The organism is Variovorax sp. H27-G14, from assembly GCF_046156345.1.
GTDB lineage: Bacteria > Pseudomonadota > Gammaproteobacteria > Burkholderiales > Burkholderiaceae_C > Variovorax.
The window spans coordinates 146278-161889 of the sequence record NZ_JAYLVN010000005.1 but is presented as its reverse complement, the minus strand read 5'-3'; the positions used below and the strand labels follow the sequence as shown (position 1 = coordinate 161889).

15 protein-coding genes are annotated in these 15612 nt (G+C 67.1%); 13 read left to right on the top strand and 2 right to left on the bottom strand.

Annotation, left to right across the window (positions count from 1 at the left end):
• Positions 1–551: 551 nt before the first annotated feature.
• Both VLK31_RS16020 and VLK31_RS16015 read left to right on the top strand, forming a co-directional pair.
• A complete protein-coding gene (locus VLK31_RS16020; protein ID WP_409169402.1) occupies positions 552–1070 on the top strand; it encodes a hypothetical protein in 519 nt (172 codons plus the stop codon).
• A 295-nt stretch (positions 1071–1365) separates the two neighbouring features.
• Positions 1366–1827, top strand: coding sequence for a DUF6790 family protein (locus VLK31_RS16015; RefSeq protein ID WP_409169401.1), 462 nt, complete (start codon positions 1366–1368; stop codon positions 1825–1827).
• Positions 1828–2007: 180 nt separating this feature from the next.
• On the opposite strand, the gene VLK31_RS16010 is transcribed toward VLK31_RS16015, so the two are convergent.
• Entirely contained in the window at positions 2008–3222 is a 1215-nt protein-coding gene (locus VLK31_RS16010; RefSeq protein ID WP_409169400.1) for a CaiB/BaiF CoA transferase family protein, read from the bottom strand.
• A 108-nt stretch (positions 3223–3330) separates the two neighbouring features.
• Between VLK31_RS16010 and VLK31_RS16005 the strand changes: the two genes are divergently transcribed.
• Positions 3331–4224 carry an SMP-30/gluconolactonase/LRE family protein gene (locus VLK31_RS16005; RefSeq protein WP_409169399.1) on the top strand — a complete coding sequence of 298 codons (894 nt, stop codon included), beginning with the start codon at positions 3331–3333 and terminating at the stop codon, positions 4222–4224.
• Positions 4225–4264: 40 nt separating this feature from the next.
• Here VLK31_RS16005 and VLK31_RS16000 read toward each other — a convergent pair whose 3' ends face one another.
• On the bottom strand, positions 4265–5176 hold the full coding sequence (locus VLK31_RS16000; protein ID WP_409169398.1) for a LysR family transcriptional regulator: 912 nt from the start codon (positions 5174–5176) through the stop codon (positions 4265–4267).
• Positions 5177–5275: 99 nt separating this feature from the next.
• Here VLK31_RS16000 and VLK31_RS15995 point away from each other — a divergent pair, with 99 nt between their 5' ends.
• From VLK31_RS15995 to VLK31_RS15950, 10 genes are all read left to right on the top strand, one after another.
• Positions 5276–6367, top strand: a complete 1092-nt coding sequence (locus VLK31_RS15995; protein ID WP_409169397.1) for an LLM class flavin-dependent oxidoreductase — start codon at positions 5276–5278, stop codon at positions 6365–6367.
• An 11-nt stretch (positions 6368–6378) separates the two neighbouring features.
• Positions 6379–7386 (top strand): flavin reductase, encoded by a 1008-nt coding sequence (locus tag VLK31_RS15990; protein ID WP_409169396.1) that lies wholly within the window; start codon positions 6379–6381, stop codon positions 7384–7386.
• Positions 7387–7481: 95 nt separating this feature from the next.
• Complete coding sequence (locus VLK31_RS15985; RefSeq protein ID WP_409169395.1) at positions 7482–8681, top strand: acyl-CoA dehydrogenase family protein; 1200 nt, start codon at positions 7482–7484, stop codon at positions 8679–8681.
• Between the two features lie 9 nt (positions 8682–8690).
• A complete protein-coding gene (locus VLK31_RS15980; RefSeq protein ID WP_409169394.1) occupies positions 8691–9821 on the top strand; it encodes an acyl-CoA dehydrogenase family protein in 1131 nt (376 codons plus the stop codon).
• Complete coding sequence (locus tag VLK31_RS15975) at positions 9818–10579, top strand: enoyl-CoA hydratase/isomerase family protein (RefSeq protein WP_409169393.1); 762 nt, start codon at positions 9818–9820, stop codon at positions 10577–10579. Before VLK31_RS15980 ends, VLK31_RS15975 begins: the two co-directional genes overlap by 4 nt.
• A gap of 3 nt (positions 10580–10582) precedes the next feature.
• Positions 10583–12739 (top strand): acetate--CoA ligase family protein, encoded by a 2157-nt coding sequence (locus VLK31_RS15970; RefSeq protein WP_409169392.1) that lies wholly within the window; start codon positions 10583–10585, stop codon positions 12737–12739.
• Positions 12736–13500, top strand: coding sequence for an SDR family NAD(P)-dependent oxidoreductase (locus VLK31_RS15965; protein ID WP_409169391.1), 765 nt, complete (start codon positions 12736–12738; stop codon positions 13498–13500). Before VLK31_RS15970 ends, VLK31_RS15965 begins: the two co-directional genes overlap by 4 nt.
• Positions 13497–13904, top strand: coding sequence for a VOC family protein (locus VLK31_RS15960; RefSeq protein WP_409169390.1), 408 nt, complete (start codon positions 13497–13499; stop codon positions 13902–13904). The genes VLK31_RS15965 and VLK31_RS15960 overlap by 4 nt, the downstream gene beginning before the upstream one ends.
• Positions 13901–14461: a nuclear transport factor 2 family protein gene (locus tag VLK31_RS15955; protein WP_409169389.1), complete on the top strand. Its 561-nt coding sequence runs from the start codon at positions 13901–13903 to the stop codon at positions 14459–14461. The genes VLK31_RS15960 and VLK31_RS15955 overlap by 4 nt, the downstream gene beginning before the upstream one ends.
• Positions 14458–15612, top strand: coding sequence for an acyl-CoA dehydrogenase family protein (locus tag VLK31_RS15950; RefSeq protein ID WP_409169388.1), 1155 nt, complete (start codon positions 14458–14460; stop codon positions 15610–15612). The genes VLK31_RS15955 and VLK31_RS15950 overlap by 4 nt, the downstream gene beginning before the upstream one ends.

Here is a 15612-nt window from a genome sequence, read left to right as displayed (position 1 = left end):
GACTACAGCCCTCTTTTCAGGTTTCTCCTGGCAAACGCAGGCAGCCCGTGGGACGAGGTTTATTCAGAGGCCGTCAGCCGGCTCGATCGCATCGAGCCAATTTTCTGGTTGGTGGCAACTAGCAATGCTGAACGTCGAGACTATGTCCGCACAGGGGAATCTTCGTACTTCAGTGGCCTTTACGTCGATGAGTCCGGCCTGCTTCAAATCGTGAATCCCCGTCTTGGTCCCGACAGCCTGACGCCTACCTGCAAGTGCTGCACGCACACGTTCAACGGAGTGCGCTTTACTCAGCCGTTTGGAAGTCCGACCTCTTCGCTGAATCCTCTCGGGGACGATGCAGCCTAGAAACGGGGCGGCAGTTCCCAAGATGTTGGGGAGTCTTTCAACACAATCGGCCTGTTCCAGACTTTCGCCATCAGTGACTGCTTTCGGGAAGGATCGATGATCGCCATGGGGGCGCTCCTGCGACGACGGTGGCCGGCAGGGCCCGGCCCTAATCTGATCCGAACTTCAACCCTACCTCCTGCCCAGCCAAATGAGAGCTTCCTATGAATAGAGTGTCGACGAGCCTGCGGGCCCTGGTCATCGGTCTTCTGGCGCTAGCCACGCTGCACGTCTCAGCCGAGCAAGAAAAAAAGCTGGAGGACGGCCTGGCCAATGCGTTGCGACTGAAGAACGGCTCCGTCCAAAGAAGCGGGACCTCTGGCAAGGCCATTCAGGCATACATGCACGCCGGGCTGGTCGGCAAGAAGCCGACGCAGCGCAGCGACTACACCGACTACTACTTGCTCCGCAAACCCGCGGGCTTCATGGGGCACGAGCTGGTTGTCATCGAAGAAGAGTACATGGCCCAGTATGTGGGGTGCTGCGTCAGCCCGGGAGCGGGCTTGTCGGTGAAGGTGAATGGCCGCGCAGACAACCTGGAGGCCTTTGCTCGCCAGAACAAGTGCACCTTCACCGACAAGGTCGATCTTCAACGGGCGCTGCGCGAGGTGGGCGTCAAGGTCGTGTTGCCTGCAGCCAGGTATGCGACCTTGAGTTGCCGAGAGCGGGATGCGGACCGTTGACTCCGTCCGCAGAATGATCTCGCGTCCATCAGCCAGGAGCGCAGTGCCGGCGAAGGAAACCTGTCGGACCGAAGCGATGCGAAATTTATATAACTGCCTGTTTGCCGCATTTTTTCATTTGAGCGCCATGGTCCAACCAAGCCTGTGCACATTGCAAGAAGCGCTTCTTCAGGATATTCGAGCGTCCTGATTGAATGCGCTTCGACGTGATGCAAGGGATGGCGGCGTGCCTTTGCGCTGGCCAAACGAGCGGCTACAGTCGCCCAAAAGCAGTCCCTGCCAGGCTTCCATCAATATGTACTACGCCGTCGTCTTGCTATTTATGTTCGTGCTACCGATCGCCTCGATTACAGGGGATTGGGCGGTTGCTCTGGCGCCCTTTGGTGCAGCACTTGTCCTCAAATGGTACGTATTCTGGGCCGTAGGCTGGCGACTGTTCCTGGCGGGCACGCGGCAGATACTCCAGCCCGAGTACACGGCACGGCAGATTCTGGGACACAAGGGCGATGAATCCATAGTGCTCGTTCGCGAGTTGGGGTTTGCCAACGTCTCCATCGGGCTTGTCGCGCTCATCAGCCTGGCTTCGCCGAGTTGGCGCATTCCGGCGGCCGTCGCTGGTGGATTGTTCTACCTGCTCGCAGGGGCAAACCACATGCGCCAGAGGCACCGGAACCGGCTTGAGAACGTGGCGATGGCATCCGATCTGATCGCTGGGGTTGTACTTTTCGTTGCCTTGGCAGGCGCAATGTCCGCATAGGGCGGCTGCACGCCATGCTGTGATCCGGGCTACAGCGAACGTCTGATTCCGGGAGACCTCGATGTCCGCCAAGGGCGCTGAGCAGCACCTCAAGCTCACGCTGCGTCTGTATATCTCGAGATTCAAACTTCAAAGAATCCCAAATCGAGCGAAACAGCAGTTCTACAGTCAACGCCGCATCTAAACACCCCCCACAGCCGCCTTCACCACCCCCGCCTCATGCAGCGCCGCAATCTCCCCAGCGCTGAACCCCACCTCCCGCAGCAACTCATCCGTATGCGCCCCATGCGCAGGCGCCGCCTGCGTCGCGCGGCGCGGCGTGTCGCACAGCTCGTAAGGCAAACCGAAGCTGGTGTAGCCAGGAACCTCACCGTTCGGCGCCGCCTCGATCACCATGCGGCTCGCGCGAAAGTCTTCGCCCGCCAGCGCGTCGCTGTAGCTGCGCACCCTGCCCACCACGATGCCGTGGCGCGTGAGCAGGTCCACGCACTCTCCGGTGCCGTAGCGCGCCAGGCGCTCGCTCACTGCCGCCTTCATGGCCGGGCGGTTGGCCACGCGCAGTTCGTTGGTGGCAAACCTCGGGTCGCTCGCCAGCTCGGGGCAGCCGATGGTTTCGCACAGGCGCACCCAGTGCGCGGGCACGTAGGCAGAGATCACCACCATGCCGTCGCGCGTGCGAAAGATGTCCGCCGCCGGCGCGCTCAGCGGTTGGCCGTCACCGCTGCGCGTGGGCTCCACGCCGCGCACCAGGTAGTCGCTCCAGTTGGCCAGTTGCAGGTTCAGCGCCACCTCCAGCAATGACACGCGAATGGTTTCGCCATGGCCGGTGCGCTCGCGCCTGAACAGCGCCGCCAGAATCGCCTGCGTGGCCACCTGCACGGTGGCGGTGTCGACGATGGTGGCGCCCACTTTCTGCGGCAGGCCCTGCGGCTCGCCGGTCACGGCCATGAGGCCGCTCTCGGCCTGCGCTGCTATGTCGTAGCCGGGCCGATCACGCGAAGGCGACTCGGCCGGAAAGCCGCTGATCGACACATGCACCAGCCGCGGTTGCGCGGCGCGCAGCGCCTGTGCGCCAAGGCCCAGCGCATCGGCGGCGCCGGGGCGCAGGTTCTGCACCAGCACGTCGGCGCCGGCGATCAGGCGGCGCGCCACCTCCAGGCCGCGCGGCTTGCGCAGGTCCAGCGCAATCGATTTCTTGCTGCGGTTATAGGCGCGCAGCATCGCGTGGCCGAAGTGGCCGCTGTGGCGCGCCATGTCGCCCTCCAGCGACTCGATCTTCAGCATCTCGGCACCCAGGTCGCCCAGCGACATCGCGGTGCCAGGGCCCGCGATGTAGTTGCCGAGCTCGACCACGCGAATGCCCTGCAGCGGCGGGGGAGCGGTTCGTTCGTTCATCGGCCGCACTCTAGAAGCGCACGCACGCCGCGGCAAAGCATGATGCGCAAAGCTGCTTTGCAGGCGGCGCCACGGCCCGCGCACCATCCGTCGCCACACTGCGCTCCCATGGATGCATTCACTGTTCGAGAGATCGGCACGACCCGCGACCTGCTGGGCGAAAGCCCGTGCTGGGACGCGCGCTCGGGCGCGGTCTGCTGGATCGATTCGCTGGCCGGCACGCTGCACCGCCATTGGCCAGGCAACGACGGCGCCACCAGCGCAGCGGAGCAGCACACCCTGCCCGCACCCGTCGGCTCGATCGCGCTGTGCGACAGCGGCGCGGTGCTCGTCGCGCTGAAGCACGGCTTTGCGCGCTACGACATTGGCACGCGCACGCTGCAGGCCATTACGCAGATCGACACCGACCACGAGAACGTGCGCCTGAACGACGGCAAGTGCGACCCGTGGGGCAACTTCGTCGCGGGCACCTTGCACGTGCACCGCCAGCCCGATGAGCCTATCGGCGGTGGGCTCTATCGTTTGCGGCCGAGCGGCCAGGTAGAGCTGCTCGCGCAAGGCTTCTCGTTGACCAACGGCCCTTGCTTCAGCCCTGACGGCACAACTTTCTACGTGGCCGACAGCCCGCTGCGCACGATCTGGGCGTACGACTATTCCCCGACCGGCCCGCTCACCAACAAGCGCGTCTTCGCGCAGACCGAGAGCTTCGCTTCCGGCCCCGACGGCGCGACGGTGGACGCGCAAGGCTTCGTGTGGAGCGTGTTGCCGCGCGTGGGCAAGATGGCGCGCTTTGCGCCCGATGGCACGGTGGAGCGGGTGGTCGAGCTGCCGGCGACGCACCCGACCAGCCTGTGCTTCGGTGGCGCCCTGCTCGACAAGGCCTTCGTCACCTCGCTGTCGAAGAGCACCAACCTCTCGGGCGACCGGCCGCAAGACGGCGCGCTGTTCGAGCTGAGCGGGCTGCCCGCGCCGGGGCTGTCGCCGCACCGGTTCGGCGGCTAGCGGCCAAGGGCACCAGGGGCCCGCTCACGCCGCATCCCCTTCACGCCGCATCCCCTTCACGCAGCGCCTCTGCAATGAAGTCGACAAACGCCCGCACCTTCAGCGGCAGCGTGCGGCTCTGCCTGAACACCGCGTAAACGCCGTTGGAAAACGCCCTCACCGCAAAGCGGTGCTCGGGCAGCAGCCGCACCAGCGTGCCGTCTTCCAGGCAGCTGCGCACCGTGGGCTCCGACAGCAGCGCAATGCCCATGCCGCCGATGGCCGCCAGCCGCAGCAGCTCGCCGTTGTTGGAGCTCAGCACGCCCTGAATGGCCAGCTCCTGCTGCTGGCCCGCGTCGTCGATGTACTTCCAGGTGATGGCCTCGTGCTCGCGCTTGTAGGTGAGGCAGCGCACCTGCATCAGGTCGCTGGGGTGGCGAATGCGCTTGTGCACTTTCATGAACGCGGGGCTGGCCACCAGCACCTCGTCGCTGCTGAGCAGCCGCTTGATGACAAAGCTCGAATCGTTCGACTCGCCGGTGCGAATGTCGATGTCGAAGTTCTGCTCCACCAGATTCACCGGGTGCTCCGACAGCTCCAGCTCCAGCTGAATGTCGGGGTGGCGCTGCGCAAAGCCCGGCAGCAGCGGCGCAATCACGCGCAGGCCGATCTGCGTGCGCGAGTGGATGCGCAGGCGCCCCTCGGGCAGCAGCTTGGCGTTGCGCGCCGCTTCTTCGGCCTGGGCCATGGCTTCCAACACCAGCTCCGCGTGTTCCAGAAAGGCCTGGCCCGCTTCGGTGACCTTCAGGTTGCGGCTGGTGCGGTCAACCAGTTGCACGCCCAGTTCTTCCTCCAGCGCGCTGATGCGCCGCGAGATGGTGGCGGGCGACAGGCTCAGGCTGCGCCCGGCCGCGGAGAGGCTGCCCTTCCTCTGGACGATGACAAAGATCCGCAGCGAATCGAGGGCCTTCATTTCAATAAGCGCAAAGAAGGTGTGCGAAGCATGGCGCGCCGGGCGGGGACCCCGCTCCTACGATCACGGCACGTAACCCAGCCTACAAGGAGACCAGCGATGGATTTCGGAATCTTCATATTGATGCAGCAGCGAAACAAGCACAAGACGTCCCACGAAATCCTTCGCGATGCCGTGGAACAGACCCGCGTGGCGGACGAACTGGGCTTTGGCGGCGCGTGGTACGCCGAGCACCACTTCAGCAACTACGGCCTGTGCTCCTCGCCGCTGACCATGATCGCGCATTGCGCCGCGGTCACCCGCAACATCCGCCTGGGCACCGGCATTGTCGTCGCACCGCTGTACCAACCGGCGCGCCTGATTGCCGACGTGGCCATGGTCGACCAGCTGTCCAACGGCCGGTTGAACCTGGGCATTGGCTCGGGCTACCAGCACTTCGAGTTCGAACGCTTCGGCGTGTCGCTGGACACGGCCAAGGCACGCACGTTCGAAATGCTCGACATGCTGGAGCTGGGCCTGAAGCAGCCCAAGTTCAGCTACGACGGCGAGTTCTACCAACAGCCCATGAGCGCCATCAGCCAGCGCGCTGTGCAGCAGCCGATGCCCCCGATGTGGATCACCAGCATCGACCCCACCTTCGTGACCCGCGCGGTGCGCGGCGGCCACCATGTGTTTGTGTCGGGCGGCGACGGCGGTGTGGAAAAGCTGCGCCAAACGCGCAACCTCATCGACAAGGTGGCGCTGGCCGAAGGCAAGGACCCGGCGCAAATCAAGGTGGGCGTGCTGCGCGCGGCCTATGCCAGCGACAACAAGGCCGAGGTGGAGCGCTACCTCGACTGCGCACGCTTCCAGCGCCGCATTGCCGTGAGCCTGAAGCGGCGCACCGCGCAGGTGGCCGACGACTACCAGGTCGAAGAAAACGTGGTCGAAGGCGAGTCGAGCCTCGAAGAGATGCGCGCCAACCTGCCAGTGGGTTCGGTGGACCTGGTGATCGAGCGCGTGGTGAAGGAAATTCGCACGCTCAAGCCCTGCCACTACGCCTTTCAAACGCAGATGGGCGACTTCGACCACCCGACCATGCTGCGCCAGCTGGAGCTGTGGGCCAAGGTGATCATGCCCGCGGTGCAGCGCGAGATTGCCAACGACCCGCCGCACGTGGCGCAGGTGCAGCCCGAACTCGTGGCCGCCTGAAGGAAGCAGCCATGACCCACGCCGTCGCCCAGGCAACGCACACCGCTGAGGCCACAGCGGTGGCCGCAGCCGCCCCGTCTGAGATCGCGCCGATCGAGCCCGCGCTGTTTCGACAGCTGCTCGGCTGCTTTCCGACCGGCGTGGCCGTCATCACCACGCGCGACGCGCAGGGGTGCCCTGTGGGGCTGACCTGCAACTCGTTCAGTTCGGTGTCGTTGGAGCCGCCGCTGGTGCTGTTCAGCCTGCGCAAGGCCAGCAGCCTGGTGGGCGCGTTCCGCGAGGCCGACGGCTTTGCCATCAACATCCTGTCGCAGCGTCAGGACGCGCTGTCGGGCCGCTTCGCCTCCAGCAAGATCGCCGACAAGTTCGACGGCGTGGCGTGGCGCGCCGGCCCGCTGGGCATGCCGGTGATCGACGACTGCCTGGCCAGCTTCGAATGCAGCGTGCATGCCTGCCACGACGCGGGCGACCACCACGTGTTCATCGGCGAGGTGAAGCACATGGGCGGCGGCGGTGCCGACCATGCGCTGGTGTTCTACAAGGGCGCCTACATGATGCTGGCGGAGTCGCTGCGCACGCTGGTGGTACAGGGGCGGCTGGGCTCGGCCGACCTCGACGAGGCCTACCGCACGCTGTACGGCACGCTGCTGCGCCTGGCCAGCGAGCGCGCCAGCGACGCGGAGCTCGACGCCATCGAGCACGCGGTGGACAGCATCGAGCGCCACCAGGGCAGCGACACGCTGGCGCAGCGCATCGAATCGGCCAGCCGCTTTTTCTGTGCCATTGCCGAGGCGGGCCACAACGAGGCCCTGACGCTCATGGCGCAGACCATGACCACCATCCTGCGCGAACGCATGACGCACGTGGTTCCCGTGCTGCCGCGCCCCGACCTGTTTCCGCTGCGGCGCGAGGTGGTGCAGTGCCTGCGCCGGCGCGACGCAAACGGCGCCGTGGCCGCGCTGGACGAACTGATCACCAAGCTGCGCAAGGACGCGCCCGCGCCCACAGCTGCCGCATAGGCAAGCCCGGCCCCGGTGCGCAGCCACAGGCGGCGCACCAACGACACAGATGGCGCAGCAAGCGCTGCGCATGGACCACAGGACAGGAGACAAACATGTCGAACACCGACACCCCCCACACCGACCCCAGCTCGGACGCAGACGGCTACGCCGCCTTTCGCCGCGAGCTGGAAGACTTCGCGCGCAGCGCATGCCCGCCGGAGATTCGCGCCGTTGTGGCGGCAGGCCAGAAAGTCACCAAGCGCGAGTACCTCGGCTGGCAGAAGATCCTCACCGCCAAAGGCTGGGGCGCACCCAGCTGGCCGCGCGAACACGGCGGCACCGGGTGGGACATCACGCAGCGCCTGGTGTTCGAAGAGGTGATGGCCGAGTCCGACTGCCCGCCGCTCTACCACCACGGGCTGGGCCACATCGGCCCCGTCATCATCCGCTTTGGCACGCCCGAGCAGAAGGCGCGCTTTCTGCCGCGCATCCTGGACGGCGCGGACTGGTGGTGCCAGGGCTACAGCGAGCCCAACGCGGGCTCTGACCTGGCATCGCTCACCACCAGCGCGCGGCTCGAAGGCGACGAGTACGTCATCAACGGCCAGAAAATCTGGACCTCGCATGCGCACGAAGCCAACATGATCTACATGCTGGTGCGCACCTCCAGGGAGGCCAAGAAGCAGGACGGCATCTCGCTGCTGCTGGTGCCCATGGACACGCCGGGCATCACCGTGCGGCCCATTCACACCATCGACGGCTGGCACCACCTGAACGAGGTGTTCTTCGACGAGGTGCGCGTGCGCGCCGACAACCTGATCGGCGAAGTCGGCAAGGGCTGGACCTGCGCCAAGTTCTTGCTGGAGCGCGAGCGTCTGCCCCCGGCCAACGTGGCGCGGCTGGAGCTGGTGCGCAGGCAGGTCACGCGCGTGGTGGAAGAAGCCGCCAAGGCCGCTGCAGGCAAGCGCGACTTCAGCAGCCTGCGCTACCGCCTGCTGCTGGCCGAGGCCGACGTGAAAGGCGCGCGCGTGTTGCTCGCCCATGCCACCGACGACCTGAAGCACCAGCGCCCGCTGGGCGTGCAACCGTCAGTCATCAAGCTGATGTGCAGCGACGTGGCGCAGCGCCTGACCACCATCGCGCTGGACGCGGTGGGGCCCGATGCGGCGCACCGCTTCCTGGTCGACCAGGGCGAAGGCGAGCCCGGTGCCGCCTGGGTGCAGAACTACCTGTTCACCCGCGCCCGCACCATCGCCGGCGGCACGTCGGAAGTGCAGCGCACCGTCATTGCAAATGAATTGCTGGGAGCCTGAAAAGTGTCGATGTCATTCACCCCCCTGCTCCCCGGCATGCTGCTGGACGCCGCCGCGCGCTTTGCGCAGGACAACGAAAACACCAAGGACTTTGCCGGCACCGACCCCGTGCGCCAGATGGGCTGGACCTGCACGCTGGTGCCCGAAGAAGCCGGCGGCGTCGGCGGCACGCTGGCCGACCTGGCCTCCATCGTCGTTGGCCTGGCCACGCACGGCGTGCACCTGCCCGTGGTAGAAACCTGCGCGGTCGCGCCGCTGCTGCTGCAGGCCGCCAACACCGACACCGCCACGCGCTGGCTGCAGCAAGTGTGCGAAGGCAGCGCGAAGATCGCGCCGCTCACGTCGCTCTCGGCCTCGCTCGACGACATCGCCGTCAGCGCGAAGCAGCTCGACATCGGCTGTGCCTTCACCGGCCAGGTGAAGGGTGTGGACGTGTCGCTTGCGGCCACGCACTACATCGTGCCCGCCGTGCTGCAGGGCAGCGATGAAACGGCCTTGTTCGTGGTCGACCTCGAACACATGCCCGCGCCCACCGCCACCTATCGCACCATGGAAGGCCGGCGCAGTGCCGACTTCACACTCGACGGCATCACCGTGCCGGCGGTGGCCTGCATCGCACGCGGCGCGGCGGCCGACGCGGCCATCGAGCAGGCCGACAACGCCGCGCTGCTGCTCACCGCGGCCGACACGGTGGCCGCGCTCACCACGCTCATCGAGCAGACCGTGAAGCACCTGCAGGAGCGCCGCCAGTTCGGCGTGGCGCTGGCGTCGTTCCAGGTGCTGCGGCACCGCACGGCGGACATGTACGTGCGCTACCTGTGCGCCAAGGGCCTGATGCTGCACGCCTTTGCGGAACACGAGCGTGGGGCGACAAACCTGCGCCGCACGCTGCGCCTGATGAAAGTCGCTCTGGCAGAAACCGCGCGGCTGTGCGCCGAAGGCGCCATCCAGATGCACGGCGGCATGGGCGTCAGCGAAGAGGTGCTGGCCACCCGAATGGCGCAGCGCCTGCTGGCCTCCGAGTTCCGCTACGGCGACCGCCTGACGCACGCGTCGCGGCTGCTCCATTCCCCCAACCAAGTGGCCGCTGCAAATGCAACGGCCCCAGGCATGTCCCCCGTTTCCAGGAGTTCGTCATGAGCGTGAGTCTTGAAGTTTCCGAGTTCGTCGCCGTCGTGCGTCTGGACAAGCCGCCCGTCAACGCCCTGAGCCGCGAGACCCGCCACCGCCTGATTCAGGTGTTCGACGAAATCTCCGAGCGCGAAGACATTCGCGTGGCCATCCTCACCGGCACGGGCAAGTTCTTCTGCTCCGGCGCCGACCTGAAAGACCGCCCCTCGGCCGACAAGCCCGGCGACTTTCTGGACCACAACCGCTGGACGCGCGAGACCGGCAATGCCATTCGCGAATGCGCCAAGCCCGTCATTGCCGCCGTCAACGGCCCGGCGCTGGGCGCGGGCTTCGGCCTGATGGCCGCGTGCGACATCTTTCTGGCGTCCGACGATGCGAGCTTTGCCATGCCGGAGATCAACGTGGGCCTGGCCGGTGGCGTGTCGATGCTGCGCACGATGTTCGGCCGCTCGTTCACCCGCCACATGTTCTTCACCGGCATGCGCGTGTCGGCCGCCGAGCTGTACCGCCGCGGCGTGCTCGACGAGGTGGTGCCTGCGGAAGAGCTGATGCCCACCGCGTTGCGCCTGGCGCAGGAGATGGCTTCGAAGAGCCCCATTGCGCTGGCCTACGCCAAGCAGGCCGCCAACATGATGGACGTGATGCCGCAGCGTGACGGCTACCGCTTCGAGCAGAACATCACCATGGCCCTGTCGCGCACCGAAGACGCCAAGGAAGCGCGCCAGGCCTTCCTGGAAAAGCGCCCGCCTGTGTTCAAGGGGCGTTGAGCGATGGCCACAACCGAAGGCGAAGCTGTTGAAGTCGAAGCTGTTGAAGTTGGCACGGGTCTGGAGGCTCTCTTCAAGCCCCGCTCCATCGCCATCTTCGGCGCGTCCGACGACGTGACCAAGATCGGCGGACGGCCGCTGCAGTTTCTGCAGAAGTACGGCTTTCGCGGCGCGATCTACCCGATCAACCGCAAGGGCGGCACGGTGCAGTCGTTGCCCGCCTATGCGAACCTGGCCGAGCTGCCGTCGGTGCCCGACCTGGCCGTGATGGCGGTGCCGCCCGAGGCGGTGCTCGACGCGGTGAAAGACTGCGCCGCACGCGGCGTGCGCGCGGCCGTCATTCTGTCTTCCGGCTTCTCCGAGATGGGCGAGGAAGGCAGCCGCCTGCAAGCGGCCATTGGCGAGGTGGCAAGGGCATCGGGCATGCGCGTGGTGGGGCCCAACTGCCTGGGCTCCATCGGCGTGGCGGACAAGAGCATCGCCACGTTTTCTGTGGCGCTGGAGTCGGCCTTTCCGGCCGCGGGCCCGGTGGGCATCGTGTCGCAGAGCGGCAACCTCGGCAGCTACACGATGCGCCTGGCCACCGAGCGCGGCATCGGCATCAGCCGCCTGCTGACCACGGGCAACGAATGCGACGTCGACATTGCAGACGGCATCGCCTCGCTGGCTGCCGACCCGGCCACCCAGGTCATTCTGTGCTGCATGGAAACCTGCCGCAATGCGGCCAAGCTGATGCGCGCATTGGCCATGGCGCGCGAGGCCGGCAAGCCGGTCGTGGTGCTGAAGGTGGGCGTGTCGCAAGCGGGCAGCGAAGCGGCGGCCTCGCACACCGGCGCGCTGGCCGGCTCCGACGCGGTGTTCGACGTAGTGCTGCGCAATGCCGGCGCCATTCGCGTGCCCAGCATCGAGCAGTTGCTCGAAGTGGGGCATGCGGTGTCGGTGGTGGGCATGGCGCGCGCGCCCAAGGGCAACCGCGTGGCGCTGGTTACCGCATCGGGCGGCTTCGGCGTGCTGATGGCCGATGCGGCCAGCGCGCAGGGGCTGGAACTGCCGAAGCTTTCCGCGCACACGCAGCAACGCATCGTGGCCGCGCTGCCTTACGCATCGCCGGGCAACCCCGTGGACATGACGGCGCAGGTGTCTAGCCGGCCGGAGCTGCTGGTGCAGGTGCTGTCGGCGGTGGCCGACGACGCGGGCTGCGACGCGGTGATTCTGCAGTCGGCCTATGCCTTCCAAATGCCGCGCCTGCGCGATGTGTACATCGCGGCGTTGGAACAGGTACGCCGCGCGCATCCATCGCTGCTCATCTTGCTGTGCTGCAAGGCGCCACGCGACACCATCGCGCAGTTGAACGAGTTGGGCTTTCCGACCGTGGAAACCATCGACGCCGCATGCGCCACGCTGGCGGCGCTGGTGCGCCTGGGCACGCGCGGCGAGCAGACTGAATCGGCCGCCGCAACGGCTTCTTCAGAAGCACTGGCACCCGACGCCTTCGCCAACGAGGCCAGCGCCAAGGCCGTGCTCGCGCAGGCCGGCATTCCGGTGCTGAAGGAGGTAATGGCCGGCAGTTGGGCCGAGGCTCTGGCTGCCGCGCGAAACATCGGTTTTCCGCTGGTGCTGAAAATCGTTTCGCCCGACATCGCGCACAAGACCGAGGTGGGCGGCGTGGTGGTCGGCGTGCGCTCCGAGGCGCAGTTGCGCGACGAATACGACGGCATGCTGGCGCGCGTGGCGCAGAAGGCGCCGCACGCGCGCATCGCCGGCGTGCTGGTCGCGCAGATGGCGCAGGGCGGCACCGAGCTAATTCTGGGCACCACCACCGACCCCGTCTTCGGCCCGGTCGTGATGGTCGGCCTGGGTGGCATCTTTGCCGAAGTGCTGCGCGACGTGGCGCTGCAAGTGGCGCCCGTGAGCGAGGCGCAGGCGATGCAGATGCTGCGCTCGCTGAAGGCCTTTGCGCTGCTCGACGGCGCACGCGCCCGGCCCAAGGCCGACGTGGCGGCGGCGGCGCGCGCCGTGGCCGCGCTGTCACAGTTTGCCGCCCGGCATGCGCGCACGGTGGCCGAAATCGACATCAACCCGCTGGTGGTTCTGGACCACGGCCAAGGTGCCTTTGCGCTCGACGCGCTGCTGGTGCCGCACAAGAAAGAAACGCCATGAACGCACCCCAGTCCCTTGAAGGCCGCGTGGCCTTCATCAGCGGCGCCGGCCACGGCATCGGCCGTGCCACCGCGCTGGCCTTTGCACGCCTGGGCGCGACGGTCGGCGTGAACGACCTGAAGGCCGAGTTCGTGGAAGACACCGTCGCGGAAATCCACCGGCTCGGCGGCAAGGCCGTGGCGGTGCCGCAGGACGTGTCCAGCCGCGATGGCATGCGCCTGGCCGTGCAGCGCCTTGCAGGCGAAGCGGGCCGGCTCGACGTGATGGTCAACAACGCGGCATGGGTGCGCTACCAGCCGTTGATGGAGGTCACGCCCGAGGTGATGGACCGCATGGTCGACATCGGCTTCAAGTCGGTCATCTGGGGCATTCAGGCCGCGGCCGAGGCCATGGACCCGGCGCGCGGCGGATCGATCATCAACGTGGCCTCCATCGCGGGCTTCAAGTCGCCCGCGCGCTCCGTGGTGTACAGCGGCCTGAAGGCCGGCGTGCTGGGCATCACCCGCGCCGCGGCGGCCGACCTGGGTGCGCGCGGCATTCGCGTGAACGCAGTGGCGCCGGGTGCCGTGCCCACCGAAGGCACCGCCAAGCACCGCAACGCGGAGCTCGATGCCAAGCGCATCGCGCGCACGCCGCTGGGCCGGCTGGGCACGGTGGAGGACATTGCAGACGCCATCTGCTTCCTGGCCGGCGACGGCTCCCGCTTTGTGAATGCCGAGGTGATTCGGCTGGACGGCGGTGCGTCGGAGACCTCGCTGTGAGCACCGACCACAAGCCCGTCGACCATTCGCCCCAGCGCCTGCAGAACGTGTACGTGGTCGCGCAGCGCCCGGCCGAGCTGCATGCTTTCTATGAATCGGCCCTGGGCCTGAAGCTCAAGTTTCGCGACAAGGACCGCTGGTTTCAGTACGGCGTGGGCAACACCAGCGTGGCACTGGCCTGCACTGAAGAGGCCGCGCCAGCCACGTCGGGCCTGGTGATGGTGTTCGAGGTGAGCGACTTCGCGGGCGCGCAGGAGCGCATCACCGGCGCGGGCGGCGAGGTGATCGGCGTGCGCGACATGGGCGCGCACGGCGCGGTGATGTCGCTGCGCGACCCTGAGGGCAATGTGGTGCAGCTGTTCAAGCGCGCTGCAGTGGCCGTGACAGCGGCTCCGTCGGCATGAACACGCCCGCGCCACTGCAGGCACTGCTGGACCGCGAGGCGATCCGCGAGTGCCTGTTTCGCTACTGCCGCGGCATCGACCGCGTCGACGAAGAGGCCCTGCGCTCGGCCTACTGGCCGGACGCCACCGACTGCCACGGCGCATGGAACGGCAGCGCCGACGGCTTCATCGCGCAGGCGCTGCAGCGGCTGCGCCAGGGCGGGCGGCGCGTGCACCAGGTGAACAACATCATCATCGAGCTGCACGGCGACGTGGCCGCAGTGGAGAGCAGCTTCTTCGCGCTGCAGGCACCGGCGGATGCGCCCGCCAAGCGCACCTTGCTGTGCGGGCGCTACCTCGACCGCTTCGAGCGCCGCGCGGGCGAATGGCGCATTGCCGCGCGCACCGTGGTGTACGACTGGATCGAGGAGCGCGCGCGGCCCGAGCTGGCGTACAGCGACGCGGTGCTGTTCGGCGCGCGGCAGCCGGTGGGCGGCGTGGCGCCGCACGACATGCTGTACGCGCTGTTGAGGGATGTGCGCGACGTGCACGCCACCGACAACGAAACCATCCCATGATCAGAGACCCCAAGAACTTCCAGGCCCTGCTCGCAGAGGTGCGCCGCTTCATTCATGGCGAATGCCTGCCGCTCGAGGAACAGGTCGACCGCGACGACCTGATTCCCGAACCGCTGGTGCAGCGCATGCGCGAGCTCGGCCTGTTCGGCCACAGCATTCCCGAAGCCTTCGGCGGCGCCGGCCTCACCACCGAAGAACTCACGCTGGTGAACCTGGAGGTGTCGCAGGTGGCCCCCGCTTTTCGCGCGCGCTTCGGTGGCAACACCGGCATCGCGTCCGAATCGCTGGTGGTCGACGGCACGCCAGAGCAGCAACGCCGCTACCTGCCGCTGCTGGCCAGCGGCGAGCTCACCGGCTGCTTTGCGCTCACCGAGCCCGAGGCCGGGTCAGACGCGACGGCGCAGAAGACGGTGGCCGTGCGAGACGGCAACAGCTTTGTCATCAGCGGGCAGAAATGCTTCATCACCAACGCGCCGATTGCCGACCTGTTCACCGTGTTCGCAAAGACCGACATGGCCGCGAAAGGTGCCAGTGGCATCAGCGCTTTTTTGATCGAGCGTGGCACGCCGGGCCTGTCGACTTCTGACCCTTACCGCAAGCTCGGCCAGCACGGCTCACCGGTGGGCGAGGTCACGCTCGACCAGGTGCGCGTGCCAGCCTCGGCCATCGTGGGCGGAGTGGAAGGGCAAGGCTTTCGCACGGCCATGAAAACGCTGAACAAGCAGCGCATCAACCTGGCCGCGCTGTGCATCGGCCCGGCGGTGCGGCTGGTGGACGAGATGGCGCGGCGCGCGCAGTCGCGCCGCCAGTTCGGCCAGCCCATCGCGGACTTTCAGCTGGTGCAGCAGATGATTGCCCAGAGCAACACCGACGTGCACGCCGCGCGCGCCTTGGTGCTGGAAACCGCGCGCAAGCGCGACGACGGCATCGACGTGACGATGGAGGCGTCGATGTGCAAGCTGTTCGCCTCGGAGATGTGTGGCCGCGTGGCCGACCGAGCGGTGCAGGTTTTCGGCGGCAGCGGCTTCATGGCCGGCAATGTGGCCGAGCGCTTCTACCGCGACGTGCGGCTGTTTCGCCTGTACGAGGGCACGAGCCAGATTCACCTGGTGAACATCGCGAAGCGCACCGTGGCGCTGGCTGCGCGCTGA

Coding starts and splice junctions, on each gene's coding strand:
- VLK31_RS16020 (WP_409169402.1), top strand. CDS start 552: ATGAATAGAGTGTCGACGAGCCTGCGGGCCCTGGTCATCGGTCTTCTG.
- VLK31_RS16015 (WP_409169401.1), top strand. CDS start 1,366: ATGTACTACGCCGTCGTCTTGCTATTTATGTTCGTGCTACCGATCGCC.
- VLK31_RS16010 (WP_409169400.1), bottom strand. CDS start 3,222: ATGAACGAACGAACCGCTCCCCCGCCGCTGCAGGGCATTCGCGTGGTC.
- VLK31_RS16005 (WP_409169399.1), top strand. CDS start 3,331: ATGGATGCATTCACTGTTCGAGAGATCGGCACGACCCGCGACCTGCTG.
- VLK31_RS16000 (WP_409169398.1), bottom strand. CDS start 5,176: ATGAAGGCCCTCGATTCGCTGCGGATCTTTGTCATCGTCCAGAGGAAG.
- VLK31_RS15995 (WP_409169397.1), top strand. CDS start 5,276: ATGGATTTCGGAATCTTCATATTGATGCAGCAGCGAAACAAGCACAAG.
- VLK31_RS15990 (WP_409169396.1), top strand. CDS start 6,379: ATGACCCACGCCGTCGCCCAGGCAACGCACACCGCTGAGGCCACAGCG.
- VLK31_RS15985 (WP_409169395.1), top strand. CDS start 7,482: ATGTCGAACACCGACACCCCCCACACCGACCCCAGCTCGGACGCAGAC.
- VLK31_RS15980 (WP_409169394.1), top strand. CDS start 8,691: ATGTCATTCACCCCCCTGCTCCCCGGCATGCTGCTGGACGCCGCCGCG.
- VLK31_RS15975 (WP_409169393.1), top strand. CDS start 9,818: ATGAGCGTGAGTCTTGAAGTTTCCGAGTTCGTCGCCGTCGTGCGTCTG.
- VLK31_RS15970 (WP_409169392.1), top strand. CDS start 10,583: ATGGCCACAACCGAAGGCGAAGCTGTTGAAGTCGAAGCTGTTGAAGTT.
- VLK31_RS15965 (WP_409169391.1), top strand. CDS start 12,736: ATGAACGCACCCCAGTCCCTTGAAGGCCGCGTGGCCTTCATCAGCGGC.
- VLK31_RS15955 (WP_409169389.1), top strand. CDS start 13,901: ATGAACACGCCCGCGCCACTGCAGGCACTGCTGGACCGCGAGGCGATC.
- VLK31_RS15950 (WP_409169388.1), top strand. CDS start 14,458: ATGATCAGAGACCCCAAGAACTTCCAGGCCCTGCTCGCAGAGGTGCGC.